The 25,806-nt window shown below is 65.5% G+C and carries 27 protein-coding genes; 10 read left to right on the top strand and 17 right to left on the bottom strand.

The genetic code is table 11. From position 1 onward, the window contains the following. Positions 1-99: 99 nt before the first annotated feature. From Q0030_RS39365 to hemH, 3 genes are all read right to left on the bottom strand, one after another. Entirely contained in the window at positions 100-546 is a 447-nt protein-coding gene (locus tag Q0030_RS39365; protein ID WP_298380172.1) for an NfeD family protein, read from the bottom strand. Positions 547-714: 168 nt separating this feature from the next. Further along, positions 715-1,719, bottom strand: coding sequence for an SPFH domain-containing protein (locus Q0030_RS39360; protein ID WP_298380169.1), 1,005 nt, complete (start codon positions 1,717-1,719; stop codon positions 715-717). 239 nt (positions 1,720-1,958) lie between these two features. Next, positions 1,959-2,996, bottom strand: coding sequence for a ferrochelatase (gene hemH / locus Q0030_RS39355; protein WP_298380166.1), 1,038 nt, complete (start codon positions 2,994-2,996; stop codon positions 1,959-1,961). Positions 2,997-3,175: 179 nt separating this feature from the next. Between hemH and Q0030_RS39350 the strand changes: the two genes are divergently transcribed. Then, positions 3,176-3,574 (top strand): MAPEG family protein, encoded by a 399-nt coding sequence (locus Q0030_RS39350; protein ID WP_298380163.1) that lies wholly within the window; start codon positions 3,176-3,178, stop codon positions 3,572-3,574. Positions 3,575-3,785: 211 nt separating this feature from the next. On the opposite strand, the gene Q0030_RS39345 is transcribed toward Q0030_RS39350, so the two are convergent. Genes Q0030_RS39345 through Q0030_RS39335 form a run of 3 tightly spaced genes read right to left on the bottom strand, consistent with a single transcriptional unit; the run spans position 3,786 to position 7,629 of the window. Then, on the bottom strand, positions 3,786-4,883 hold the full coding sequence (locus Q0030_RS39345) for a nickel/cobalt transporter (protein ID WP_298380180.1): 1,098 nt from the start codon (positions 4,881-4,883) through the stop codon (positions 3,786-3,788). 20 nt (positions 4,884-4,903) lie between these two features. After that, entirely contained in the window at positions 4,904-5,551 is a 648-nt protein-coding gene (locus Q0030_RS39340) for a DUF1007 family protein (RefSeq protein ID WP_298380161.1), read from the bottom strand. A gap of 2 nt (positions 5,552-5,553) precedes the next feature. After that, positions 5,554-7,629: a M3 family metallopeptidase gene (locus Q0030_RS39335; protein WP_298380159.1), complete on the bottom strand. Its 2,076-nt coding sequence runs from the start codon at positions 7,627-7,629 to the stop codon at positions 5,554-5,556. A gap of 136 nt (positions 7,630-7,765) precedes the next feature. Between Q0030_RS39335 and Q0030_RS39330 the strand changes: the two genes are divergently transcribed. From Q0030_RS39330 to Q0030_RS39305, 6 genes are all read left to right on the top strand, one after another. Further along, the gene (locus Q0030_RS39330) at positions 7,766-8,020 is read left to right on the top strand and encodes a hypothetical protein (RefSeq protein ID WP_298380178.1); all 255 of its coding nucleotides are present in this window, start codon (positions 7,766-7,768) and stop codon (positions 8,018-8,020) included. 660 nt (positions 8,021-8,680) lie between these two features. Then, positions 8,681-9,823, top strand: a complete 1,143-nt coding sequence (locus tag Q0030_RS39325; RefSeq protein ID WP_298380156.1) for a type III PLP-dependent enzyme — start codon at positions 8,681-8,683, stop codon at positions 9,821-9,823. A gap of 129 nt (positions 9,824-9,952) precedes the next feature. Further along, the gene (locus Q0030_RS39320) at positions 9,953-10,558 is read left to right on the top strand and encodes an N-acetyltransferase (RefSeq protein WP_298380153.1); all 606 of its coding nucleotides are present in this window, start codon (positions 9,953-9,955) and stop codon (positions 10,556-10,558) included. A 10-nt stretch (positions 10,559-10,568) separates the two neighbouring features. Continuing rightward, a complete protein-coding gene (locus Q0030_RS39315) occupies positions 10,569-10,736 on the top strand; it encodes a hypothetical protein (protein WP_298380150.1) in 168 nt (55 codons plus the stop codon). Between the two features lie 103 nt (positions 10,737-10,839). Next, positions 10,840-11,229: a RidA family protein gene (locus Q0030_RS39310; RefSeq protein WP_298380148.1), complete on the top strand. Its 390-nt coding sequence runs from the start codon at positions 10,840-10,842 to the stop codon at positions 11,227-11,229. Positions 11,230-11,269: 40 nt separating this feature from the next. After that, positions 11,270-12,712: a homospermidine synthase gene (locus Q0030_RS39305; RefSeq protein WP_298380145.1), complete on the top strand. Its 1,443-nt coding sequence runs from the start codon at positions 11,270-11,272 to the stop codon at positions 12,710-12,712. A gap of 66 nt (positions 12,713-12,778) precedes the next feature. On the opposite strand, the gene Q0030_RS39300 is transcribed toward Q0030_RS39305, so the two are convergent. The 10 genes from Q0030_RS39300 to Q0030_RS39255 all read right to left on the bottom strand — a co-directional run bounded on the left by Q0030_RS39300 (position 12,779) and on the right by Q0030_RS39255 (position 20,393). After that, a complete protein-coding gene (locus Q0030_RS39300) occupies positions 12,779-13,519 on the bottom strand; it encodes an acetoacetate decarboxylase (RefSeq protein WP_298380142.1) in 741 nt (246 codons plus the stop codon). Between the two features lie 130 nt (positions 13,520-13,649). Beyond that, the gene (locus Q0030_RS39295) at positions 13,650-13,952 is read right to left on the bottom strand and encodes a hypothetical protein (RefSeq protein WP_298380140.1); all 303 of its coding nucleotides are present in this window, start codon (positions 13,950-13,952) and stop codon (positions 13,650-13,652) included. 81 nt (positions 13,953-14,033) lie between these two features. Beyond that, positions 14,034-14,750 carry an MgtC/SapB family protein gene (locus Q0030_RS39290; RefSeq protein ID WP_298380137.1) on the bottom strand — a complete coding sequence of 239 codons (717 nt, stop codon included), beginning with the start codon at positions 14,748-14,750 and terminating at the stop codon, positions 14,034-14,036. Between the two features lie 92 nt (positions 14,751-14,842). Next, positions 14,843-15,862: a WD40 repeat domain-containing protein gene (locus Q0030_RS39285; protein ID WP_298380135.1), complete on the bottom strand. Its 1,020-nt coding sequence runs from the start codon at positions 15,860-15,862 to the stop codon at positions 14,843-14,845. After that, positions 15,862-16,908, bottom strand: coding sequence for a GTP-binding protein (locus Q0030_RS39280; RefSeq protein WP_298380132.1), 1,047 nt, complete (start codon positions 16,906-16,908; stop codon positions 15,862-15,864). The genes Q0030_RS39285 and Q0030_RS39280 overlap by 1 nt, the downstream gene beginning before the upstream one ends. Before the next feature lie 109 nt (positions 16,909-17,017). Further along, positions 17,018-17,890 (bottom strand): metal ABC transporter substrate-binding protein, encoded by an 873-nt coding sequence (locus Q0030_RS39275; protein WP_298380130.1) that lies wholly within the window; start codon positions 17,888-17,890, stop codon positions 17,018-17,020. Positions 17,891-17,895: 5 nt separating this feature from the next. Next, positions 17,896-18,765, bottom strand: coding sequence for a metal ABC transporter permease (locus tag Q0030_RS39270; protein ID WP_298380175.1), 870 nt, complete (start codon positions 18,763-18,765; stop codon positions 17,896-17,898). A gap of 5 nt (positions 18,766-18,770) precedes the next feature. Next, a complete protein-coding gene (locus tag Q0030_RS39265) occupies positions 18,771-19,526 on the bottom strand; it encodes an ABC transporter ATP-binding protein (RefSeq protein ID WP_298380128.1) in 756 nt (251 codons plus the stop codon). Between the two features lie 4 nt (positions 19,527-19,530). Beyond that, entirely contained in the window at positions 19,531-19,725 is a 195-nt protein-coding gene (locus Q0030_RS39260; protein ID WP_298380125.1) for a hypothetical protein, read from the bottom strand. 359 nt (positions 19,726-20,084) lie between these two features. Next, entirely contained in the window at positions 20,085-20,393 is a 309-nt protein-coding gene (locus Q0030_RS39255) for a hypothetical protein (RefSeq protein WP_298380122.1), read from the bottom strand. 238 nt (positions 20,394-20,631) lie between these two features. Here Q0030_RS39255 and Q0030_RS39250 point away from each other — a divergent pair, with 238 nt between their 5' ends. Then, the gene (locus tag Q0030_RS39250; protein ID WP_298380119.1) at positions 20,632-22,035 is read left to right on the top strand and encodes an MFS transporter; all 1,404 of its coding nucleotides are present in this window, start codon (positions 20,632-20,634) and stop codon (positions 22,033-22,035) included. A gap of 99 nt (positions 22,036-22,134) precedes the next feature. Here Q0030_RS39250 and Q0030_RS39245 read toward each other — a convergent pair whose 3' ends face one another. Next, complete coding sequence (locus tag Q0030_RS39245; protein ID WP_298380116.1) at positions 22,135-23,052, bottom strand: LysR family transcriptional regulator; 918 nt, start codon at positions 23,050-23,052, stop codon at positions 22,135-22,137. Positions 23,053-23,339: 287 nt separating this feature from the next. Here Q0030_RS39245 and Q0030_RS39240 point away from each other — a divergent pair, with 287 nt between their 5' ends. Both Q0030_RS39240 and Q0030_RS39235 read left to right on the top strand, forming a co-directional pair. Further along, positions 23,340-24,653: an MFS transporter gene (locus Q0030_RS39240; RefSeq protein ID WP_298380114.1), complete on the top strand. Its 1,314-nt coding sequence runs from the start codon at positions 23,340-23,342 to the stop codon at positions 24,651-24,653. 21 nt (positions 24,654-24,674) lie between these two features. Continuing rightward, complete coding sequence (locus Q0030_RS39235; RefSeq protein ID WP_298380112.1) at positions 24,675-25,748, top strand: tartrate dehydrogenase; 1,074 nt, start codon at positions 24,675-24,677, stop codon at positions 25,746-25,748. The last annotated feature ends 58 nt before the right edge of the window (positions 25,749-25,806 follow it).

Below are 25,806 nucleotides of genomic sequence, written 5' to 3'. Positions count from 1 at the left end.
GCCCCCACCCGCCGCGCTGCGCGCGTCGGCCTCCCCCGCAAGCGGGAGAGGCGAAACGAGTCTGCGGTCCGGCTGCCTCAACTAAGAAATTATCGCGCCTTAGACCGCGGCCACCGTCAGGCTCGCGCCATCGGCGCGGACCACCTTCACCCGGCTGCCGGCCGGCGCATCGGGACCGGCGACGCGCCAGACCGTGTCGTCGATCCGCACCGTGCCTGATCCATCGACGATCGGCTTCTCCAGCGTGAATTCGCGGCCGACCAGGGCTTCGTTGCGGCGGTTGAGGAACGGATTGGTCTTGCTCGCCTCGGTCGCGCCTTTGGCAAAATGCCGCCACGCCGGCACCGCCAGCGCGGCGAACACCGCGAACATCAGGAGCTGCGTCTGCCAGGACAGCGTGAAGATGAACGACAGCAGGCCGACCAGCAGCGCCGCGAGCCCGAGCCAGAACAGGAAGACGCCCGGCGCCGCGAGCTCCAGCGCCATCAGGATGAAGCCGAAGATCAGCCAGTTCCAGGTACCCAGTGTCGAAAACATCTCGGCCATGACGACCTCTCAACTGTCAAAAGCCCCTCTCCCCTTTTGGGAGAAGGGTTGGGGTGAGGGGTAACAGTCTCTCCGCGGAGAGAGACCCCTCACCCGGATCGCTGACGCGATCCGACCTCTCCCACAAGGGGAGAGGTGCAACGAGTGTGCGGAGCCAACCATCGATCTCTACCGCTGCGGCGGCACTGGCGGTGGCGGGGTCGGGCCGGCTGGCGGCACCGAGCCGCCGCGCCGCGCCGCAGCCGTGGCCGATGCCGCGCTCTCGCCAAAGGTGGCGCGGGCGATCTCGCCGATGCCGGCGAGCGAGCCCAGCACGCTCGTTGCCTCGATCGGCAGCATCAGGATCTTCTGGTTCGGCGACTCCGCCAGCTGGCCGAACGCCTTGATGTACTTGTCGGCGATGAAATAGTTCAGCGCGGCGACGTCGCCCTTGGCGATCGATTCCGACACCATCTGGGTCGCCTTGGCTTCGGCCTCGGCGAGACGCTCGCGCGCCTCGGCGTCGCGGAAGGCAGCCTCGCGGCGGCCTTCCGCCTGCAGAATCTGGCCCTGCTTGGCGCCCTCGGCGCGCAGGATCTCGGACTGACGCTGGCCCTCGGCCTGCAAAATGTCGGCGCGCTTGACGCGCTCGGCCTTCATCTGCCGGCCCATCGCCTCGACGAGGTCGGCCGGCGGCACGATGTCCTTGATCTCGATGCGATTGACCTTGAGGCCCCAAGGCGACACCGCGGCGTCGACCACGCGCAGCAGCCGCTCGTTGATCTCGTCGCGATGCGACAGCACCTGGTCGAGATCCATCGAGCCCATCACCGAGCGGATGTTTGTCATGGTCAGCACGATGATCGCCTGGTTGAGATTGGCGACCTCGTAGCTCGCCTTCGCGGCATCGAACACCTGGAAGAACGCGACGCCGTCCACCGTCACGGTGGCGTTGTCCTTGGTGATCACCTCCTGCTCGGGGATGTTGATCACCTGCTCCATCATGTTCATCTTGCGCCCGATCCGATCGAAATACGGCACGATCAGATTGAGGCCGGGCGACAGCGTCCGGGTGTATTTGCCGAACCGCTCGATGGTCCAGTCATAGCCCTGCGGAACGGTCTTGATCCCGGCGAACAGCGTGACGATGACGAGAAGAACAAACGCGATCGCGAAAATGTCGAAGCCAGTCATGAAGTCCTCCAAGGCACCGCGAGGCCCGCGAGACCGTCGCCAGGCACGGTCGTGCATTGGTCGGCAGGACCGCTCCGCCGGTTCAGCCGGCTGTTGTTCTCTCTAGCACATAGGAAGCGGCTGTCGGACTGCCAGATGCACGCAAGCTGAACGGTGGATGCATGAACGCTGAACGAACCGCTGCGTCCGCTGTCACGGATCGTTAACAATCAGATCCGGCGCGGTTAGACCCGGGCGCGCTAGATCCAGCCCTGAAGCTCGCGCAGCACGAGCTGGCGGATCACGTCCATGCCGCCGTCGCTGTCATTGAGGCAGGGGATCGCCGCGAATTGCTCGCCGCCATTGTGCCGGAAGATCTCGGCATTCTCCTGCGCGATCTCCTCCAGCGTCTCCAGGCAATCGGCGGAGAAGCCGGGCGTGACCACGGCAATTCGCCGCACGCCGTCCCTGGCGAGCTTCTCGACCGTCCTGTCGGTATAGGGCTGCAGCCACTCGGCATTGCCGAAGCGCGACTGGAAGGTGAGGATCAGCCTGTCGGCACCGAGCCCGAGCCGCTTGCGCAGCGCGTCGGTCGTGGCAATGCACTGCGCCTGATAGGGATCGCCCTTGTCGACATACTCCTTCGGCATGCCGTGGAACGAGGCGAGGATGACCTCGGGCTGGAACGACAGCGTCGCAAGATGGTCGTTGATCGAGACCGCGAGCGCCTCGATGTAATCAGGGTCATCGTAATAGGGTGGCGTCACCCGCAGGATCGGTTGCGCGCGCATGCCGGCCAGCACGCGAAACGCTTCGTCGCAGACGGTCGCCGACGTCGCCGCGGAATATTGCGGATAGAGCGGCACCAGCAGCAGCCGGCTGCAGCCCTGCGCCGCCAGCGCCTCGATGCGCTCCTTGATCGACGGGTTGCCGTAGCGCATCGCCCAGTCGACCACGACGTGGTCGTGATCGGCGATCGCCTCCGCCAGCTTGTCGGCCTGCGACCGCGTGATCGTCTTCAGCGGCGACTCGTTCTTCTCGGTGTTCCATATCTTCAGATAGTCGCGCGCCTTGCGGGCCGGGCGAACGCGCAGGATGATGCCGTTGAGGATCAGCTTCCAGAGCAGGCCCTGGTCCTCGATCACCCGCGGATCGGACAGGAATTCCCTGAGATAAACCCGAACGCCCGCGGCATCGGCCGTATCCGGCGTGCCGAGATTGACCAGCAGCACGCCGACGCGTTCCGGCTTCGGCGCCGCGGCAGGCTTCGCGCTCTCGAAGGGGATCACCGTGCTCATGATGGCCTTGCGCCTAACTCCTTCGCTTGGGGGTCTTTGGGCTTCGCGCGTTGCTCCAACCTTGTCAAGCCGAGTGCGGGTTGGCTACGTTCCCGTCCGGAAGCAAAGCTTTTGTTTTGACGCGTTTTCTTGACGCGAACCGGGGCCCACTTCGCTCGAAAACGCTTCTGGGAGGAACCATGACGATCGCCGAATGGTGCGTCTTCGGGACGCTGCTGCTCTCGCTGCTGACGATCGTATCGGTGAAGTGGGCCGGCATCCGCGGTTTCGACAATTCGAAGCCACGCGATCCGGATTTCTACGACGACCCGATCCGCTCGCGCGCGCTCGGCGCCCACCAGAACGGCATCGAGGCCTTCCCGTTCTTCGCCTTCGCCGTCTTGCTCGCCGAATTCCGCGTCGGCCCGCTGCGGCTGATCGACGAGCTCGCCGTGCTGTTCCTGATCGTGCGCATCGCCTATGTCTTCACCTATATCGGCAACCGCCCGACGCTGCGCTCTATCCTCTGGAGCATCGGCTTCGTGATCAACATCGCGATCTTCCTCCTGCCGGCGATCAGGGGATATCTGACGAGTTGAGCGCGCTTACCCTCCCCTGGAGGGGGAGGGTCGGTTCGCATCGAGCGAAGCGAGGGGCGAACCGGGGTGGGGTGATCTCTCCACTCGGACGCGGTCGGATGTGGAGACACCGTCACCCCGCCCCGCTACGCATTTCGCTACGCTCCATGCGTGGCGACCCTCCCCCTCCAGGGGAGGGTGAAAACTTCGCGGATGCGGGCTAAGCCCGACCTCAAAGACAAGTCGCCCGTTCGGCCGCGACATAGCCGAACAGCAGCCCGAGCCCGAACAGCAGCACGAGCGCGGCGGCCGCGAATTCCAGGCCGCGCATGATCACCATGCCGCCGCCGTCGCGCGCCGCGCTCAGTCGCTCCGCCACGCCGCGCGCCGACACTGCGACCAGCGCGATCGCCGCCACCGTGATGGCGGTGCCGAGCCCCATCACGAAGGTCGCGGCAATACCGGCCCAGAACAGGCCCTGCGCCAGTGCGAACACCAGCACCAGGATCGCGCCCGAGCACGGCCGGATCCCAACCGTGAGGATCGCACCTAAGCCGCGCCGCCAGCCGCCGGGACCGGCGAGCTCGGCCGGCGTCGGCCCGTGCGAATGGCCGCAATGCTCGTCATGGACGTGCTGTGCGTCATGCCCATGGTCGTGGCCGTGATCATGATGATGGCCATGATCGTCATGCGCGTGGCGGTGATGGTGATCATGGCCATGGTCGTGGTGATCGTGATCATGGTGGTCGTGATCGTGCTGATGCGCGCCGGCCATCGCCAGCGCCGGGCGCGGCGGCTGGAGTGCGCGGAGGAAGCCGCCGCCCTTGACCCAGACCAGCCGGGCGCCGAACGCCGCGATCAGCGCGTAGCTCGCGATCTCGATCGCCTTCTCCGCGCCGCACATGGTCTTCGCCGTCGCGTTGAGCAGCCAGGCGCACACGCCGACGATGACGACCGCGACCAGCGACTGCATCAGCGCCGAGGCGAACGACAGCACGATGCCGCGCCGCGCGGTCTCGCGATTGGCGACCATGTAGGATGAGATCACCGCCTTGCCGTGGCCGGGGCCGGCGGCATGGAAGATCCCGTAGGCAAAGGAGATCGCAAGCAGCGTCCAGACCGCCGAGCCGTCGGATTTCGCGGCGCGGATGGTCGCCGAGATCTCGCGGTAAAACTCCGACTGTTTTGCCAATAGCCAGCCGACGATCCCGCCCTGCGGCTCCGCTGCGCGCGGCGCGCCGAACGGATTTTGCGCCAGCAGCGCATGAACCGTACTATCCAGCACCACAAATGCCGCCAGCACGGCCGTAAAAACGGCGAGACCACGCATCGCGCGGGAAGCGATCGGCGTCATGGGCAATCCACCGTGATCTTGTTGGCGAACATCATCGCGAAATTGCCGGCACTGCCGTCGAGGAAGTTCTGCTCGCCGAGCTTCTGCGCGGCGGCGGTGCCGTCGTTCGGTCGCTCGAACTGCATCTTGCACTCGGCCGCGGCGCCGATCAGCTTGACCGGCTCCTTCTCAGCAAACTGGAAGTCGATGAAGTAGGTCGGGTCGAACACTTCGAGCGACAGCTGCCTGGCCTTGAACGGCGTCTTCACCGGCAGGGTGAAGTGCAGCGTCAGCGCCGAATCCTTGTATTCGAGGAAGTAGTCGACCGGCTCGGTGAACTTCTGCTTCTTGCCGTCGCCCCTGGCGAAGGTGAAGTAGGCATATTCCTTCAACGACTCGACATTGGTCTGCGCCAGCGGCGCCAGCTCCTCGCGGCTGTAGGCGCCCTTCACCTTGGTCTCGATGCCCTGCAGTGCATAGGTCGAGAACATGTCGTCGAAGGTCCAGGCGTGGCGGACCCCTGTGATGGTGCCGTCAGGCGCGTAGATCAGCTCGCTTTTGGCCACGATCCAGACATGCGGATGGGCCTCGGCGGCCGCCGTGCCGAGCACGACGGACGCCGCAAGCGCGAGCCCGGCGATCAGGCACTTCAGGGACTGCCGCACCTTCAGGCCGCCTCAGGCGTCTCGAGCAGACCGCGCCGGCGCAGCAGCGCGTCCGGCTCGGGCTCGCGGCCGCGGAAGGCGACATAGGCCTCCTCCGGATCGCGCGAGCCGCCCGACGAATAGATGTCGTCATGCAGTCGCTTGGCGGTCGCGGGATCGAAGATATCGCCGGCCTCCTCGAAGGCGCCGAACGCGTCGGCGTCCATCACCTCCGACCACATGTAGCTGTAATAGCCCGACGCATAGTGGTCGCCGGAGAAGATGTGGCCGAACTGGGTCGGCCGGTGCCGCAGCGAGATTTCAGCGGGCATGCCGATCTTCTCCAGCTCCTTTTGCTCGAAGGCGCGGACGTCGCGGCTCGCCGCTGCCGGCTGGGTGTGGAATTCAAGATCGACCAGCGCCGAGGAGACGAACTCCACGGTGGCAAAGCCCTGGTTGAACTTGCGTGCCGCGAGGAAGCGCTTGAGCAGGTCGTCCGGCAGAGCCTCCCCAGTCTGGTAGTGGCGGGCGAAGCGCTGCAGCACCTCGGGCCGCTCCTGCCAGTGCTCGTAAAGCTGCGAGGGCAGCTCGACGAAGTCGGTGAACACGCTGGTGCCCGACAGCGACGGATAGGTCACGTCCGAGAGCATGCCGTGCAAGCCGTGGCCGAACTCGTGGAACAGGGTCCGCGCGTCGTCGGGCGACAGCAGCGACGGCGCGCCGTCGGCGCCCTTGGCGAAGTTGCAGACGTTGATGACCAGCGGCGCGACGTCGCCGTCGAGCTTCTGCTGGTCGCGCAGCGAGGTCATCCAGGCGCCGGAGCGCTTCGAGGGCCGCGCGAAGTAATCGCCGTAGAACAGCGCCTTGTGCTGGCCGTCGCGGCCCTTGACCTCCCACACCCGCACGTCCGGGTGCCAGACCGGCACGTCCTTGCGCTCGGCGAAGGTGACGCCGAACAGGCGGGTGGCGCAGTCGAAGGCGGCCTCGATCATGTGGTCGAGCACCAGATAGGGCTTGATCGCAGAATCGTCGAAATTGGCGCGGCGCTGGCGCAGCTTCTCGGCGTAATAGCGCCAGTCCCAGGCCGCCAGGGTGAAATTGCCGCCCTCTTCGGTGATCAGCGCCTGCAGCGCATCACGGTCGGCGAGCGCCCGCGCCCGCGCCGGCTTCCAGACCCGCTCCAAGAGGCCGCGCACCGCCTCCGGCGTCTTGGCCATGGAATCCTCGAGGCGGTAGGCGGCGTATGTCGGGAAACCCAGGATCTTCGCGGTCTCCTCGCGGAGCGAGAGGATCTCCACGATGGTCGCGTTGTTGTCGTTGGCGTTGCCATTGCCGCCGCGCGCCGTGAAGGCCTTGTAGACCTTCTCGCGCAGGTCGCGCCGCGACGAGCTCTGCAGGAACGGCTCGACCGAGGAGCGTGACAGCGTCACGATCGCCTTGCCGGGCTTGCCGCGCTCTTCCGCCGCAGCCTTGGCGGCCGCCACAAATGTGTCGGACAGGCCGGCGCGGTCGCCCTCGCCAAGCTCCATGGACCACTCCTGCTCGTCGCCGAGCAGATGGTGGCTGAACGAGGTGCCGAGCTGGGCGAGGCGCTCGTTGATCGCGGCCATGCGGGCCTTGGCGGCGTCGTCGAGCCCGGCGCCGGAGCGGTGGAAGCGGGTGTAGGTGCGCTCCAGGAGCCGCATCTGTTCGCCGGTCAGGCCGAGCGAGGCGCGCTTCTCGTGCAGCATGGCGATGCGGCCAAACAGCACAGCGTTCATCATGATCGGATTCCAGTGCCGCGCCATCCGGGGCGACACCTCCTTGTCGATCTCGAGGATCGCAGGGCTCGAATGGGCCGAGACCAGGTCGTAGAACACCGCCGAGACCTTCGACAGCAGCTTGCCGGAGCGCTCAAGCGCCGTGATGGTGTTGTCGAAGTCGGGCAGCGCCGGATCATGGGTAATCGCAGCCACTTCTGCCGAATGGTCGGCGAAGGCCTGCTCGAAGGCGGGGAGGAAATGCTCCGGCTTGATCTCGGCGAAGGGCGGCGTCTCGAGCGGCGTCTGCCATGCCTTCAGGAGGGGGTTGGCGTGAGCGTCTGCGCTGGTTTCTGACATCGAATATCCCGTTTTTCGCCTTGAAAATGCGGCCCAATCTATATCACGCGATACGGCATTTTTGGGCCTTTTGCGCTTGATAGATGGGCACTTTTCGGAGAGATTGCGCCCCCTGAACAGGACCTATTCCATGACCATGCAGCCCTCTACCGCAGGCACCAGCCGGATCGTCTGGCCGAGCGTCATCACCGTGATTTCTGCGGCGATCCTGATCGGCGCGGAAGTGTTCGGCGCGGCCTTCGCCGGCGGCTGGGCACTCGCGATCGCGCTCGGGCTCGGTGATCTCGGCGCGCATATCCTGCAGGCCGTGATGTTCGGCATCGGCGTCCTGATCATGATCGCCTTCATCCGCGCCGCTCAGCGCATCGAGCCGTTCACGCGTCGCGCGTGAGCTGAAGCGATTCAAGAAAGCGCTGCGGCACAGGGCTAAAACGCACACGCTTCGTTAGTCATTCTTAACAGCCGTTCATCTTCAACGCCTGCTGCGCGCGAGATCGCAAGCGCGCGTTAGGGAAATTTGTCGCGATCGCAAAAAAATTCTTGCGAAGCGAATTCAAAAGATTTATTTCCTGCCTTGCCCAATTTCGCACGTGCCTGTGGTCGTGTGTCAGTCGGTAGGTATCCGGACAAGAGGCCGGACAGCCGCCAAGGGGTGGAAGAACCGAGGGTCGCTTACGTCCGTCAGGACACGAGGCGGCCAGCATCTCTCTCCAGGGATGCCGTTGAAGGTCTCGCCACTCTTTGCAACCGTGACTGGCAGCCGGAGGCGAACCGGCGCACCCCGCTCTCCACGGGGGACGCGACTTAAAGCAACGACGGATCGGGCTTTTTTGGTCTCTACCGGCAGTCCAACGCCGGCGCGGGCTACTGAAAAGGCTTGTCCTTCATTGCCAGGTGAGCGGGCGGGAAACTCTCCCAACCAATCCACGGCAGCACAGTCTGGTTTGAGTCTTTTGGCTTCGTTGCGCCTCCATCGCGCGATGTGGCCGGAGCGCTTTGACCCGACGTCATGTTGATGCGGATCCCGTCGCTGGGGCCGTTGGAGAGTGCCATGACTGAACGTATCCAGGAATTCCTGCGCAACCGCCGCAGCGAAGGTCTCGACACCGAGCCGTGCCTCGTCGTCGACCTCGAGGTCGTGCGCGACAACTACCAGACCTTCGCGAAGGTGCTGCCGGACAGCCGCGTGTTCTACGCTGTCAAGGCCAACCCGGCGCCCGAAGTGCTGTCACTGCTGGCTTCGCTCGGCTCCTGCTTCGACACCGCGACCGTTGCGGAAATCGAGATGGCGTTGACCGCCGGTGCGACGCCTGACCGCATCTCCTATGGCAACACGATCAAGAAGGAGCGCGACATCGCGCGTGCCTTCGCGCTCGGCATTCGCCTGTTCGCAGTCGACTGCGCCGCAGAGGTCGAGAAGGTCTCCCGCGCCGCTCCCGGCGCGAAGGTGTTCTGCCGCATCCTCTATGATTGCGCCGGCGCCGAGTGGCCGCTGTCGCGCAAGTTCGGCTGCGATCCGGAGATGGCGGTCGACGTGCTCGACCTCGCCAAGCGCCTTGGATTGGAGCCGTGCGGCATCTCGTTCCATGTCGGTTCGCAGCAACGCAAGGTGAAGGCGTGGGACCGCGCGCTCGCGATGGCCTCGACCGTGTTCCGTGACTGCGCCGAGCGCGGGATCAACCTCACCATGGTCAACATGGGCGGCGGCTTCCCGACCAAGTATCTCAAGGACGTTCCGCCGGTTCTGCAATATGGCCGGTCGATCTTCCGCGCGCTGCGCAAGCATTTCGGCAACCAGATCCCGGAGACGATCATCGAGCCGGGCCGCGGCATGGTCGGCAATGCGGGCATCATCGAGACCGAAGTCGTTCTGATCTCGAAGAAGAGCGACGAGGACGAGGTGCGCTGGGTCTATCTCGACATCGGCAAGTTCGGCGGTCTCGCCGAGACGATGGACGAGTCGATCCGCTACGCCATCCGCACCCCGCATGACGGGGCGGACATGACGCCGTGCGTGCTCGCGGGCCCGACCTGCGACTCTGCCGACGTGCTGTACGAGAAGCTGCCGTATCCGCTCCCGGTGACGCTCGAGATCGGCGACAAGCTGCTGATCGAAGGCACCGGCGCCTATACGTCGACCTACTCGTCGGTGGCGTTCAACGGCATTCCGCCGCTGAAGACCTACCACATCTAAGCCGCCTCCTGTTCGAGGCCTGATAAACCGGGAGCCGGCCCCGCCGGCTCCTTCCCGATCATTTTTGATTTTTCTGAACGACGCTTGCGCGGCGTGCGACATGCCGTTGCAAGCGGGGACTGACGTGCCATGACTGCAAAACGGAACACTCCCGTTGCCCTCATCCGAAAAGCCGCTCCGTTCGCGATCCGTGCGGAGCGGGCTTCGGACGTCGTTGCGCGCGAAGCGCTGCTGGATGCCTGCTTTGGCGAGAACCGCCATGCCCGCACTTGCCAGCGCCTGCGCGACGGACGCGCGCCCGCCCAAGGCCTGAGCCTTGCGGCCGTGCGCCAGGACGGCCGGCTGGTTGGAACCGTGCGGCTGTGGCACGTCAGCGCGGGGGGCCGCAGCGCGCTGATGCTGGGGCCGCTGGCTGTCGACGACGACTGCCGCGGCCTCGGCGTCGGCGCCGCGCTGATGCAGCGCGCGCTGGCCCTGGCGAAGGCCCGTGGCCACGGCGCCGTCATCCTGCTTGGCGATGCGCCCTATTACGCCCGCTATGGCTTCACCGCCGCCGGGACCGGCGAATTGTCGCTGCCCGGCGCGTTCGAGCGCGACCGGCTGCTCGGCCTCGAGCTGGTCGAGGGCGCACTGGACGGCGCCTGGGGCATGATCACGCCGACCGGCGCACCGCTGCCCAAGAGCAAGGCAACCCGCAACCGGAAGGCACCGCTCGCCGTGCCGCACGCGGCGTAAGGCGGGCGCCATGGCAGAGAATCTTCCCGCAATCGATGGCGCGCGCCCGCGTTGGCGCGGCCTCGTCACCACGGTCATGCTGGTCCTGATCTCGGTCATGATCGTCCGGGACATCCTGATCCGGCGCTGGGCCGGCTCGCCGCCGTCCCCGCCGGACACCACGCAGCAGTCCCACTAGCGCCGGCCGCAAGGCCAGAATCCCAGGTCAGAATCCGGGGGTTGCGCGGGCGCCAAAAATGCCCGTAAACCCCGCGCAGAACCTTTTTCCGTCGAGGTCCGACATGTCCCGCCGCCTGATTTCCACCGGCTCGCCGTTCGAGAAGACCGCGGGCTACAGCCGTGCCGTGATCGACGGCGACTTCGCCTTCGTCGCCGGAACCACCGGCTACGACTACACCACGATGACCATGCCTGATGATGTCACGAGCCAGTCACGGAACTGCTTCAAGACCATCGAGGCTGCCCTGAAAGAGGGAGGCTTTGCGATGGCCGACATCGTCCGCGCGACCTACTACCTCACTGACGTCAGTGACGCGGATGCCCATTTCGCGGTCTGCGGCGAGGTTCTCGGCGAGATCCGGCCTGCCGCGACGCTGCTGATCGTCGCGGGGCTCTACAAGCCCGAGATGAAGGTCGAGATCGAAGTCACCGCAAAGCGACGCAACCCCTGATCCACTCTACCCGCCGCTCGGCGCTCTCCTGGAGAAAATGATGAGCCCCTCCTCGCAGATCTACGCGAAAATCACCGGCCCCATTGTCATGATCGGCTTCGGCTCGATCGGCAAAGGCACGCTGCCGATGATCGAGCGGCATCTCGATTACGACAAGTCGCGCATTACCGTGATCGATCCCAAGGATGAGGGCCGCAAGGCCCATTGCGAGAAGCAGAATGTCAAATTCATCCAGCAGGCCGTGACCAAGGACAACTATCGCGACCTGCTGACCCCGCTGCTCACCGAAGGCGGCGGCCAGGGCTTTTGCGTCAACCTCTCGGTCGATACCGGCTCGACCGACATCATGGAGCTCTGCAACGAGCTCGGTGCGCTTTATATCGACACCGTCAACGAGCCCTGGCTCGGCTTCTACTTCGACTCGTCGAAGGGCCCGGAAGCGCGCTCCAACTACGCGCTGCGCGAAGTGACGCTGGCCGCCAAGAAGGCGCGTCCGGCGGGCTCGACCACGGCGGTCTCCTGCTGTGGCGCCAATCCCGGCATGGTCTCGTTTTTCGTCAAGCAGGCGCTGCTCAATGTTGCTGCCGATCTGAAGCTCAATGCCCCGAGGCCGAAGACCAAGGCCGAATGGGCGGACTTGATGCGGCAGGCCGGCATCAAGGGCATCCACATCGCCGAACGCGACACCCAGCGCTCCAAGTCGCCGAAGGAGCCTGATGTCTTCGTCAACACCTGGTCGGTGGAAGGTTTCCTGTCGGAAGGCGTGCAGCCGTCCGAACTCGGTTGGGGCACTCATGAAAAATGGATGCCCGAGAATGCGCATACTCACGAAGCCGGCTGCGGCGCTGCCATCTATCTGATGCAGCCGGGCGCCAACACGCGCGTGCGGACCTGGTGCCCGACCCGCGGCGCGCAGTACGGTTTCCTCGTCACCCACAACGAGTCGATCTCGATCGCCGATTACTTCACGGTGCATGACGCATCGGGCAAGGCGATCTATCGGCCGACCTGCCACTATGCCTATCATCCGGCCGACGACGCCGTGCTGTCGCTGCATGAAATGTTCGGCCGCGCAGCGAAGATGCAGGAGAAGCACCACATCCTCGACGAGAACGAAATCGTCGATGGCATCGACGAACTCGGCGTGCTGCTGTTCGGCCACGACAACAATGCCTACTGGTACGGCTCGCAGCTCTCGATCGAGGAGACCCGCAAACTCGCGCCCTATCAGAACGCCACCGGCCTGCAGGTGACCTCCGCCGTGCTCGGCGGCATGGTGTGGGCGCTGGAGAACCCGAACGAGGGCATCGTCGAAGCCGACGAGATGGATTTCGATCGTCTCTTGGAGATCCAGCTGCCGTATCTCGGGCCGGTGAAGGGCTTCTACACCGACTGGACCCCGCTGACGGATCGTCCGGGACTGTTCCCGGAAGACATCGACACCAGCGATCCCTGGCAATTCAAGAACATCCTGGTGCGCTGACCGCACAGCGTACGTTGAGAACGAAAATGCCCGGCTCACGCCGGGCATTTTGCTATCTGGCGCCGCTCACCTCGCCATATAGTCGAACGCGACCGAGCCGAGGCCCAGCGTCAAATCCGCCTTGTAATGCAGCGCCGAGACCACCTCGCGCACCGGCAGGCGGGCGACGTCGCACAGTGCGTGCGGAAACAGGCCGAGCGCGGCGGGGCCGGTCCAGGCCTCCTTCAAGGTGATATCGTCGAGATGGAAACGCACCAGTTCGCAGATCCGCGGGCTGCCGTCGACATGCGGAATGATTTTCAGAATAAAGTTCGGCGCCTTCATCGCGTTCAGGACCGTGTCGTGATCGACCTTGTGGTATTTGTAGCCCATCGTGGCGGAGGCGCAGAGCACCGAACCGTAATGCAGCGAGCCGACCAGCACGTCGCTTTCGACCGCGATCTTCGGCCGCGCCAGCTTCTTCGGAAACCCCCACAGTTCGCGGCCGCCGGCGATCGGGGCCTCGTCGTCGAGATACATCGCGTGGGTGTAGGCACCCACCTCGCCCTTGAAGCGGACCGGGATCACCTGCCCGGTCTCGGTATAGTCGCCGAAACCGGTCGAGTCCGGCATGCGGATGAATTCATACTTCACGACAGGCTCGGCGACCTCGAGCGGCTCCGGCACCACGGCGGCGAGCGCTTCGGGGTCGGTCTTGTAGGTGATGATGAAATATTCGCGGTCGAAGAACCGGTACGGCCCCGGCGGGAACGACGGGTTGGTGAGCGGCATCGAATAAGCGGTGCGCCGGACGTCCTCGATCTTCATGAAAGGCCCCATCTGTCGTTGGCAAGACGACAGATTATGGCGGGCGCGGGCGGCTGAGGCGAGACCGTATAATCGGCAGCATCAGTCAAATGCGCGTCACAATGCAGACCCTAGGCGGATCGGCGCGCGGCTATTTCTTCTCGATCGGCGGCGCGATCTTCTCGGCGGGCGCCGGCGGCAGCGCCGGCCTGGCGCCGGCCTTCTGTGCCTCAGCGTCGGGACGCGCCGGCTCCGGCGCCGGCGTGGTCGGCCGCTCGCCGCCGGGTTTTGACTCCGCGGGCGGCGTTGTCCGCGGCGGCTGGGTCGCCTGCGCCATCTGCGGCGGGGCAGCGTTGATAGCGTGCAGTGAAACCACCGCGATCGCGACGCCCGCCACTACCAGCGTTGAGGCGATCAGCACGTCGTTCCGCAGCCTGGTCCGATCCGCAGTCATCTCGTTCACCCGCGTAGTGTCAGCGAGGTCAACGATCCGGCCACCGCATGGTTCCTGAGCAGAGCTTGCGGGAACCTCGCCTCAATCCGTGGTGCTGATTTCCCAGGTCACGTGCCGCACGCCGGGCTGATGCTGCAGGTCGACCACCACGGCATTCAGCTCGTTGGGGTCGACCGCGGTCGAGACCAGCTCCGCCACGATCTCCAGGAAGTCGTCGCCGGCCTCGACCACGTTGACATCGGCGACCGGATAGTTCGCGGCCTCGAGCTTCTCGACCAGGCGGTCGCGCATGTCGGGCAGCGCCTCGGGGGTCACCACGAGCTTGAAGTAGTAGGTCGCCTCCGAGGCCTTCTCGTTCAGCGGGATGCGGTTGATGGCGTTGACCAGCGGCCGCAGCAGCGTGTTGCCGGCGATCACGAACACGGTCAGCGCCGCCGCCTGCGCCACCAGATCGGCGCCGGCGCAGGAGCCGACCGCGGCCGAGGCCCACAGCGTCGCCGCGGTGTTGAGGCCGCGCACGTCCATGCCCTGCTTCATGATGACGCCGGCGCCGAGGAAGCCGATCCCCGACACCACATAGGCGATCACCCGCACCGCGCCGTCGGCGCCGGCCAAATGCATCGCGAGGTCGACGAAGGCGGCCGCGCCGACCGCGACCAGCACATTGGTGCGCAGCCCCGCGGTGCGCTGCCGGTACTGCCGCTCGGCCCCGATCAGCGTGCCCAGCACAAAGGCTGACGTCAGGCTGACCAGCGTGTCGATGAAGTCGGCGAGCTGGAATGTCGTGAGGAATCGCATGGCGCTGCCCCGGCGCGAACTACTTTTGACGCGTTTTCTTCACGCGAACCGGTACCCACTTCGCTTGAAAACGCTTCGTATTCAGCGATCTCTTACATTTCCAGGATGCCCGCGTCACCATCTTCCGTGCCGAAGGCGAGCAGCGTCCCCTTGGCATTCCAGCCCAGCGCCGACACCGCCTTGCCGGCATTCCGGCGCACCAGGATCTCGGCGCCGTCCTCGAGCCGGACCATCAGCACGGTGCCGTCGGCATAGCCGACCGCCATGATGTCGTTCTTCGGATGACAGGCGACCACCGCGACCCGTGCCGGCATCGGTGCCAGCATCGCCGGCTCCTTGCCCATCGGGCCGTCCTTGCTGGTGAACGGCCAGACGATCACGGTGTCGGCGCCCGAGGTCGCGAGCCCCTTGCCGCCGGCGCTCCACGACATCGAGCGCACGCGGCCGGGATAGCCGCTCATCCGCATGTGCCTGTTATCGGCGAGCCGCCAGCCATGCATCGCGGCCTCGTGCATCGCCGTGACCAGGAATTTGTTGTCTGGGCTGAACATGACGGCGAGATGCGAGCCGGCCCATTCCAGGAATTCCGGATTGGCCGCCATGTTGGGAAACCACAAGGTCACGCCGTTGTAATGCGCGATCGCAAGTCGCAGGCCCTTCGGCGCGAACGCGAGCCCGCCGACGGTCGACGGCACCTCGAAGGTTTTCTCTTCGCCCTTGGGATTGCGCACGAAGGCGGTCTTGCCCGCCGACCACGCCACGGTGCCGTCGCTGTGCAGGGCGACATTGTCGATCCAGCGCCGCTTGGCGTCGGTCGCAATGACAGAGGTCTCGCCCTTGGCATCGATCGCGATCAGCTTGCCGTCGTCACCTCCGGTAACGAGCCGCTTGCCGTCGGAGGCCGCGCACAGGATGGCGCCGAAATGCGTCTCTGTCCGCGTGATCTCGCCGTCGGCGGTCGCGATCGCGACGCTTTCCTCTGCGCCGACGAAGAACGCGCGATCGCCGAGGAAATGCACCGAACCGACCGCAGCACCAAGCGGAAGCTGCTTGACGCGATCGGTGATCGAAACGATGGAAGAAGGGGCCTCGCCCGGGTCGAACTCTTTCATCACGTGGTGATGCACTGCTCGAAGCCGTCGCGGATCGCCTGCTCAGGCAATTCGCGACCGATGAACACGACGCGGCTTTCGCGCTTCTCGCCGTCCTTCCATTTCCGCTGGTGGTCGCCCTCCAGCATCATGTGGACACCCTGGAACACGTAGCGGTCGTCATCGCCGGTGAAGGCGAGGATGCCCTTCGAACGCAGGATCTTCTGGCCCTCGGTGGCGACGAGGTTCTGCAGCCAGGGCATGAACTTGGTCGGATCGAGCGGCTTCTCCGAGCGCAGCGACAGCGATTGCATGTCCTCGTCGTGATAGTGCTTCAGCCCATGGCCGTGATCGTGGTGATGGTGATCATGGTCATGATGGTGGTGATCGTGGTCATGGTCGTGACCATTGCCGGCCTCGAGGAAATCGGGCTCGATTTCGAGAATACGATCGAGGTCGAACGCGCCGCGCTCGAGCACATCGGTTAGCCCGACCTGGCAACGCTCGGTGCGGTGCAGTTTTGCGTACGGATTGATGCCGCGGATGCGGGCCTCGACCTCGGCAAGCTCGGGCTTGGAGACGAGGTCGGTCTTGTTCAGCACGATGACGTCGGCGAACGCGATCTGGTTCTTGGCTTCCGGCGCGTCCTTGAGGCGGTCGCTCAGCCACTTGGCATCGGCGACCGTCACCACCGCGTCGAGCCGGGCGTTCTTCTGCACGTCCTCGTCGACGAAGAAGGTCTGCGCGACCGGCGCCGGATCGGCAAGGCCGGTGGTCTCGACGATGATGGCGTCGAACTTGCCCTTGCGCTTCATCAACCCGTCCATGATGCGGACGAGGTCGCCGCGCACCGTGCAGCAGACGCAGCCATTGTTCATCTCGAACACTTCCTCATCGGCGCCGATGATGAGGTCGTTGTCGATGCCGATCTCGCCGAATTCGTTGACGATGACGGCGTATTTCTTGCCGTGGTTTTCCGACAGGATGCGGTTCAGCAAGGTGGTCTTGCCGGCGCCGAGATAGCCCGTCAGCACGGTCACTGGAATTTTTTGCGAAGCTTCAGCCATAACAACTCCGAGGAACTCTTTGTTTGAGCATGATCTTATCGGAAAACCGGACCCCACTTTTCCGGATCATGCTGGTCCGCGCTCAATCCCCGGCAGGGAGGCCCCTGCCCTAGTTGGCGAGCGCGCTGGTCAGGGCCTTTATATTGTGCCTGACCATATCAATGTAAGTGGGTGCCTGGCCCTTTTCGCCCGTCAAACTGTCCGAATACAGGGTCCCGCCGACCTTGGCTCCGGTCTCGGCCGCGATCCGCTCGACCAGGCGGGGATCGCTGATATTTTCGAGAAAAACTGCCGGAATTTTCGCGACCCTGATCTGGGCGATGATGGCGGCGATATCGCGTGCGCTGGGCTCGGAATCGGTCGAGACGCTGAGCGGCGAGAAAAACGTAATTCCGTAGGCGTCGGCGAAATAGCCGAAGGCATCGTGGGTCGAGATCACCTTGCGCCGAGCGTCCGGTATCTTCGCTACCGCCTCATGCACCTCGCGGTCGAGCGCCTCCAGTTTGGCCAGATAGGCGTCAGCATTGGCCTTGAAGACGCCGGCATGGTCAGGGGCCGCGGCGATCAGCCCGTCTCGAATATTGACGACATAGATCTTCGCATTGGCGACGGATTGCCAGGCATGCGGATCGTCATGGCCACCCATCTTCCGTGGCATGATCCCCTTGGTTGCCACCGCGACCGGCGCCTTGCTGCCGGAGGCCTGCAGCAGCCGCGGCAGCCAGCCCTCGAAGCCGAGGCCGTTGATGACCAGCAGCTTGGCGTCCGCGACCTTCTTGGCGTCTGCCGGCGTAGGCGCGTAGACATGCGCGTCGCCGTCGGGTCCGACCAGCGCCACCACGTCGACACTGTTGCCACCGACATTGCGCACCATGTCGGCGAGGATCGAGAAACTCGCGACGACCTTGATGCGCTCCTCTGCGCGCGCCGCGCCGCTCGCGAGCATCAGTGCCAGACAGATCAGACCGAACAACCGCCGCATCGTCCTCACGCCTCGAGATGGCGGCCGGGGAACAGCTGCCGAACCAGGCCGCTGACATTGCCGAACAGCAGCGACACAATGTAGAGCCCCGCCGCGACCAGAATGATCGCGGGGCCAGAGGGAATCCGGGTCTGATACGACAGCACCAGCCCGGCATAGCCCGACACAATCGCGCTCGCGACGGCGATGCAGATCATGGTGGTGATATCGCGCGACCAGAACCGTGCGATACCCGCGGGCAGGATCATCAGCCCGACGCCGAGCAGCGTGCCGAGCGCGTGGAAACCGTTGACGAGATTGACCACGACCAGGGCGAGGAAGGCGAGATGGGCCGGCGCGCCGGCCCGGCTCACCGTGCGCAGGAACACCGGATCGACGCACTCGATCACCAGCGGACGATAGATCACGGCAAGCACCAGCAGCGTGAGGGTGGCGTTGAACGCGATCACCAGCAGCGTTTGGTCGTCCATCGCGAGGATGTTGCCGAACAGCACGTGCAGCAGGTCGATATTGGTGCCCTTGATGGAGACGATGGTGACGCCGAGCGCGAGCGAGACCAGATAGAAGGTCGCAAGCGAAGCGTCCTCCTTCAGCTCGGTGGTGCGGGCGACAAGGCCGGCGAGCAGCGCCACCGCAAAGCCCGCGATCAGGCCGCCGGTCGTCATCGCGAACAGGTTGAGCCCGGACAGCAGGAAACCGATCGCAGCGCCCGGCAGGATCGCATGCGCCATGGCATCGCCGACCAGACTCATCCGCCGCAGCATCAGGAACACGCCGATCGGCGCACCGCCGAGCGACAGCGCGATCACGGCCGCGAGCGCGCGGCGCATGAACTCGAATTCGGTGAAGGGCGTGATCAGCGCGTCGGTGAGCATCGGCGTCAGGCAGCCCGCGAGCGTGGATCGGCCGCGCAGGCCGCGGCACTGTCGTCGAAGGCTTCGCACATCCGCATCGCGACCGTCAGATTGTCCGCCGTCAATGTCTCCGCGGTCGGGCCCCATTCCACCGGGCCGCGCGCCAGGAGCAGCGTTTCCGGGAAATTGTTGCGTACCATGTCGAGGTCGTGCAGCGCCGCCAGCACCGTGCGGCCCTCGCCGTTCCAGCGCTTCACCAGCGCCAAGAGATCGGTGGTGGTCTTGGTATCGATGGCATTGAACGGTTCGTCGAGCACGATCAGGCGGGCGTCCTGCAGCAGCACGCGTGCGAACAGCATGCGCTGCATCTGGCCGCCGGACAGCGTGCCGATCGGGCGGTTCTCGAAGCCGTTGAGGCCAACCGCGGCGAGCGCCGTCAAGATCTTGCCACGCGCGGCCCTGCCGATGCCGCCGAAGAAGCCGGTCGAGCGCCACAGCCCGGTGCCGATGAAATCGAACACCGAGATCGGAAAAGTCCGGTCGATGTCGGCGGACTGCGGCAGATAGGCGATGTCGCGGTGCTCGAGCCCGTCGAGATCGATCACGCCCGACAGCGGCTTCAGCACGCCGGCGATGCCGCGCAGCAATGTCGACTTGCCGGCGCCGTTCGGGCCGATCACGGCCAGCAGCGCGCCCGCCTCGACCGCGCCATTGAGATGGTGCACGGCCGGATGGCGGTCATAGCCGAGCGTGACGTCGCGGAATGTGACAAGCGCGCCCATTGGTTTACCTCATCGCCAGCCAGACGACGCCCCACAGGCAGGCAGAGACCGCGAGCGCCGCGGCCAGCCGGGCCAGCACGGGCATGCGCAGGATCGACCAGGGCGCGGCCTGGGCCGGATGCGCCGAGGGGCCATGGCTGTGCGCGTGGGGATGGGCGTGGCCGTGATGGTGGTGGTCGTGGGAGTGCGTGTGCGCCATGGGAAACTGTTATATTATAACATAACGCGAGTCTACCAACGAGGAACTCATGGCCGATCCGCAAAACCGGGAGAGATTCGGGCTGCGCCGGCAGAGTGACGCCCTCGTCTACAGCTTTGTCCGGAAAGTCCGCCCCGATGGAACCGTCGGCTACCTGCGCCAGAGCGAGGCAGACCCGTGTACAGTTCCCTCCAACGTCGTCCTGGCGAAGGCCAGGACCCATACTCCGCAGCGGAAGTGTGAACGGGACTCGTCGTTCCAACGGCGCATGGCAATCGGCATTTGTGGTTATGGGTCCCCGCCTTCGCCGGGACGACGATGAGGATGGTTCTCGATTCGAAGGAAAGACGGGAGCCAGTCTACTGGCACACCGGCGCGGTCAGTTTCGGGTCAGCTGGTCTTGCTGACCAATACCCCCGCTGACCGAGCTCCGCATCGTTTGTCGCGGGAGCACATACGTAGCTCGTCTTGCCAACGCACATGGGCGAGCCAATCGAGTAGATGAAGTTTTCGTAGATGCAATAATTGCCGATCCCGGACGGCAGATCGGTCGGCGGCGAAGTGGAGCCGCCCAAATAGGGCGGTGACGAAACGCCCGGCGCCCTGTCTTGCGCCGCGGCCGCTTGAAGGGAAATCAAAAGCGTCAGACATGTGACGATGCGGAGCATGGTCCCCTCCGGTCAAAGAATGCCGGCGAAGTGTCGGGCGAATTCCAGCGCGGGAGCGCACGGGCAGGCCGCAACGGAAGCGCTAGCAGGCCAATATGACACTTGCTTTGCAAGTTGGTGCGCCCCGATCGCAAACAGGTTCAGGCAGCCGCCCTGCTGACACCATGCTGTCAGCAGGACGGGCGTAGGCAGACCTCGTGCGGGTGCAACCCCGGGCGGGATTGGGAGGCCGCGTGACATGCACGATCGCTCATCTGACGTCGCCCACGAGCGATCGACCCTGATCACGTTCGTTCTTGGCCTCGGCGCGTTCCTGATCCTGTTCGATGTGACCGCGGTCGTGGTCGCCATGCCGGGCATTGCCGGGGATCTCGGGTTCGCCATTGCCGGTTCGGCCTGGGTCATCGACGCTTATAGCCTCGCCCTCACCGGCGCGCTATTGGCATCGGGCGCACTTGCGGATCGCTTCGGGCGGCGGCGCGCGATGCTGGCCGGGAACGTCGTGTTTCTGCTGGCGTCGATTGCCTGCGGCGCGGCGACGAACGGTCCGCTGCTGCTCGCCGCACGCATGCTGCAAGGTGTCGGCGCGGCCTTCCTGAGCACAGGCGCCATTGCGCTGGTCGCCGGGGCATTCCCGCACCAGGGTCAGCGGGCGCGGGCCTTCGGCACCATCGGGATGATCTCGGGCGTCGCCATGGCGCTTGGCCCAACCCTCGGTGGCCTGCTTGCCGCCTGGTTCGGCTGGCGCTGGATCTTCTATGCCAACATCCCCTTTTGCCTGACGCTGGCCTTCGCCGTGCCGCGGGTCGTTGCCGAGACGCATCAACCCGGCGGGGGCCCGCTCGATCCGGTGGGTATCGTGCTGCTGACGCTCTCGCTGGGTTTCGCCATCGATGCGCTGTTGAGGCATGACGCCTCGCCGATCGTGAGAGCGGCCGACCTGATCGCAAGCGCGGCGACAGCCATCGGGTTCGTTCGGCAGCAATGGCGCAGCCGCGACCCGGTGCTCGACCCGCGCGTGTTCGCGGCTCCGCCGATGATCGGGGTCGCGACCTCGTTGACCTCGATCCAGTTCGGTTACTGGGCGGTGTTGGTCTATCTGCCGCTGTTCCTGAGCACCGGCCTGCATGTCAGCATGGAAGTCGCAGGCGTGGCCTTGCTTGCGGCGACATTGCCAATGCTGCTGGTCCCGCTGCTCGGTGGTCGCTTCGTCACCCAATGGGGCTGGCGGCGCTTCTTCATGATCGCCTCCGGCATCATCGCTGCTGGAGACGTGCTGCTCGTGATCGCCGCGCTATCCGCCGACGCCGGGCTGCGCGGCATCGCAACGGCGGCCGGCATGCTGACGATCGGCATCGGCGCGGCGCTGGCCAACCCGCAATTGGGGAGCGTCGCCCTGGCGCTCGCGCCGCCCGCGCAGGCCGGCATGGCCTCCGCCATGACAATGATCGTCCGTCAGGCCGGCTTCGCCATCAGCATTGCCGCGCTGGGCGCGACGCTCGCGACAACGGATCTGACGCCGGCATTCGCGGCCCCGTTCGTCCTCGCAATGTTCGGGGCGATTGCCGGCGTGGTCGCTGCGGCGGTCCTGTTTCCCGCCGCGGAGACCGGGACGATGAAAAGCCGGGTGGAGCAGCGGTAGAAGCACGCCTCCATCCTCCCGTCATTCCGGGGCCGCCTCTTGGGGCGAGCCCTCAGGTGCGCAATTGCGCACCGGGGAATGACGAGGTGAACGATGCGCCTACGCCTCCCTTGCGTAACTCTTCAACCTTGCCTCCAGCACAGCGATCACCTGGTCGCGAACCGGGTCGCGGGAGCCTTTCAGCCAGGCGGCGGCGAGCGGCAGGCGGCCGGTGCTGCTGCCGCGCTTGAGCCTGAGGGGAATGAAACGCACGCCCGGGATCGCCATCCGCGCAGTCCAGCGCGGCACGATGGCGACGCCGAGCCGTGCTGCGACCATGTTGACGATGGTCTGCTTCTCGTCGGCGATCTCCTGGATGCGCGGCGTCAGCCCGGCCTCGTCGAACAGCTTTGTCGTGAGATCGTGGCTGTGCGGCCGCGAGCGGCGCTCCGGCACGATCAAAGGCTGATCGGCGATGTCGGGCAGCACGATCTGCTTGCGCCGCGCCAACGCATGCTTGTGCGACAGCGCCACCACGGCGGTCTCCTGCAGCAGCGGAACGAACTCGATGCGCCGGTCGGGCCGCTCCGGCGGGCGCACGAAAGCGAGATCGAGCGCGCCCGACAACAGCTTCGGCAGCAGCCGGATGGTCTTCTCCTCGAGCAGCTGCACGGCAACGTCCGGATGGGCGGCGCGGAGATCGCGCAGCAGCGGCGGCAGCAGGCCGGCCGCGGCGCTGTCGATCGCGCCGATCCGGAACCGCCGGGCCTGCGGCTTGCGCAGCCGGCGGCGAAAGCCGTTCTCGATCGCCTCGGCGCGGCCGAGCAGCGCCCGCCCCTCGCGCAGCAGCACAGAGCCGTCCTCGGTCAACGACACCGCGCGCGTGGTGCGCGCAAACAGGCGTACGCCGAGGTCCTCCTCCAGCAGCTTGATGTGGCGGCCGAGCGCCGACGGCATCATCTGCAGGCGCTGCGCGGCACGGCCGAAATGCAGTTCCTCGGCAGCCGCCACGAAGCAGCGAAGCTGGTGCAGTTCCAAACTGGATTCCTTCCACTTCCGCCCGCCGTCATTGCGAGCCACCGGGTCGCGCGAACGCGCGCCCGATGACAGGCTCCGCGAAGCAATCCATCGCCACCCGATATGCGGAACGATGGATTGCTTCGTCGCTTCGCTCCTCGCAATGACGAGTAACGAGCGGCGCTCGATTATATCATTTTTTTGTATAAACCGGCACGGATTGAATCGGAAGGGCGCAAGCCTCTAGGCTTCCCGGTGGCGCGGCGAATGCGCCGTCCCAACAAACAAGACGAACCCTGAGGAAGCCCATGGAAAGCGAGCTTGGCACGCGCGTGTTGCGCAAGATCTCACTGCGCATCGTGCCGTTCATCATGCTGCTGTACTTCGTGGCCTTCATCGACCGCGTCAATATCGGCTTCGCCTCGCTGACCATGAACAAGGACATCGGCCTGTCGCCGACCGTCTATGGCTTCGGCGCCGGTATCTTCTTCTGGGGCTACTTCCTGTTCGAGGTGCCCTCCAACATCATCCTGCACAAGATCGGCGCGCGGATCTGGATCGCGCGGGTGATGATCACCTGGGGCCTGGTCTCGGCGGCGATGGCGCTGGTGCAGGGCGCGACCAGCTTCTACGTGCTGCGCTTCCTGCTCGGCGCCGCCGAAGCCGGCTTCTTCCCCGGCATCATCCTCTATTTGTCTTACTGGTTCCCGGCGCGGCAGCGCGCCGCCGTCACCGCGCTGTTCATGGCCGCGGCGCCGCTCTCGACCGTGCTCGGCTCGCCGGTGTCGGGCGCGCTGCTGGAGATGGACGGCCTGCTCGGCTTCAAGGGCTGGCAATGGCTGTTCGTGCTGGAGGCCATCCCCGCCGTGCTGCTCGGCTTCGTCGTGCTCGGCTTCCTGACCGACCGGCCGGAGCAGGCGAAATGGCTTGCCGACGACGAGCGGACCTGGCTGGTCAAGACCATGAAGGCCGAGAACGACGGCAAGGCTTCGACCGCCAGCCACAGCATCTGGCGCGGGCTGGCCGATCCGCGCGTGCTGGCGTTGTCGCTGGTCTATTTCGGCACCTCGGCCGGGCTCTACACACTCGGCGTGTGGGCGCCGCAAATCATCAAGGCGTTCGGTCTGTCCTCGATCCAGGTCGGCTTCCTCAACGCGGTGCCGGCGACCGTCGCCGTGATCGCCATGGTGTTGTGGGCGCGGCATTCCGACCGCACCGGCGAACGCACCTGGCACGTCGTGATTGCCTGCCTGATCGCGGCGGCGGGACTTGCGCTTGCCGGATTGTGGACCGGCCTCGCCGCCGTGATCGCGGCATTGACCTTGGTCAATATCGGCATCTCCTCGTCGAAGCCGCCGCTGTGGAGCATGCCGACCATGTTCCTGTCGGGCTCGGCCGCCGCGGCCGGGATCGCCACCATCAACTCGATCGGCAATCTCGGCGGCTTCGTTGGCCCCGCGATGATCGGCTGGATTAAGGAACGCACCGGCAATTTCGACGGCGGTCTTTATTTCGTCGCCGGCCTGCTGGTGCTCTCGGCCGTGCTCACGCTGCTGCTGTCGCGCGCGCAAGCCGCGCCGGCAGAGACCGAACCGCAACCCAATCCCGTGCGAACCCGCTAACCACTCATCCGGAGACAACCCATGCGTACCCATTCCATCGCCGCCATTCCCGCCGACGGCATCGGCCCCGAAGTGATCTCTGCTGGTGTCCGCGTGCTCGAGGCGCTGGCAAAGCGCAGCGGCGACATCAGCTTCAACGTCAAGACCTTCGACTGGGGCTCGGACTATTACAAGAAGCACGGCGTCATGATGCCGGCCGACGGGCTCAAAGATCTGAAGACCTTCGACGCGATCTATTTCGGCGCGGTCGGCGCGCCCGACGTGCCCGACCACATCACACTGTGGGGCCTTCGCTTACCGATCTGCCAGGGCTTTGACCAATACGCCAATGTGCGGCCGACAAAAATCCTGCCCGGCGTCGCCTCGCCGCTGCGCAATGTCGGCGTCGGCGATCTCGACTGGGTGATCGTGCGCGAGAATTCCGAAGGCGAATATGCCGGGATGGGCGGCCGCGCACACCGCGGCCTGCCGGAAGAAGTCGGCACCGAGGTCGCGGTCTTCACCCGGGTCGGCGTGACGCGGATCATGCGCTACGCATTCCAGCTCGCGCAGTCGCGGCCGCGCAAATTCCTCACTGTGGTGACCAAGTCGAACGCGCAGCGCCACGGCATGGTGATGTGGGACGAGATCGCCGCCGAGGTGGCGAAGGAATTCCCCGACGTCACCTGGGACAAGATGCTGGTCGACGCCATGACGGTGCGGATGACGCTCAATCCGAAGAGCCTCGACACCATCGTGGCGACGAACCTGCACGCCGACATCCTGTCGGACCTCGCAGGCGCGCTGGCCGGCAGCCTCGGCGTCGCGCCGACCGGCAATATCGACCCGCAGCGCCGCTTCCCCTCGATGTTCGAGCCGATCCACGGCTCGGCCTTCGACATCACCGGCAAGGGCATCGCCAACCCGGTCGCGACCTTCTGGACCGGCGCGCAGATGCTGGAGCATCTCGGCGAAAAGGATGCCGCAGCGCGATTGATGGCGGCGGTCGAGAAGGTGTGCGCAGCCGGCGTGCTGACACCCGACGTCGGCGGCAAGGCGACGACCAAGGAAGTGACCGACGCCGTGATCGACGCGATCCATGGGTCGAATGTGTGAGGGCGCGGTAGCCAGCCGCGAACTCCGTCCGCCTCTCCCGCTTGCGGGGGAGGCCGGG

The sequence above is a fragment of the uncultured Bradyrhizobium sp. genome (genome assembly GCF_947648125.1).
Taxonomy (GTDB): domain Bacteria; phylum Pseudomonadota; class Alphaproteobacteria; order Rhizobiales; family Xanthobacteraceae; genus Bradyrhizobium.
Note: the sequence above shows the minus strand (reverse complement) of the source record. Positions and strands in the feature narration are given on the sequence as shown.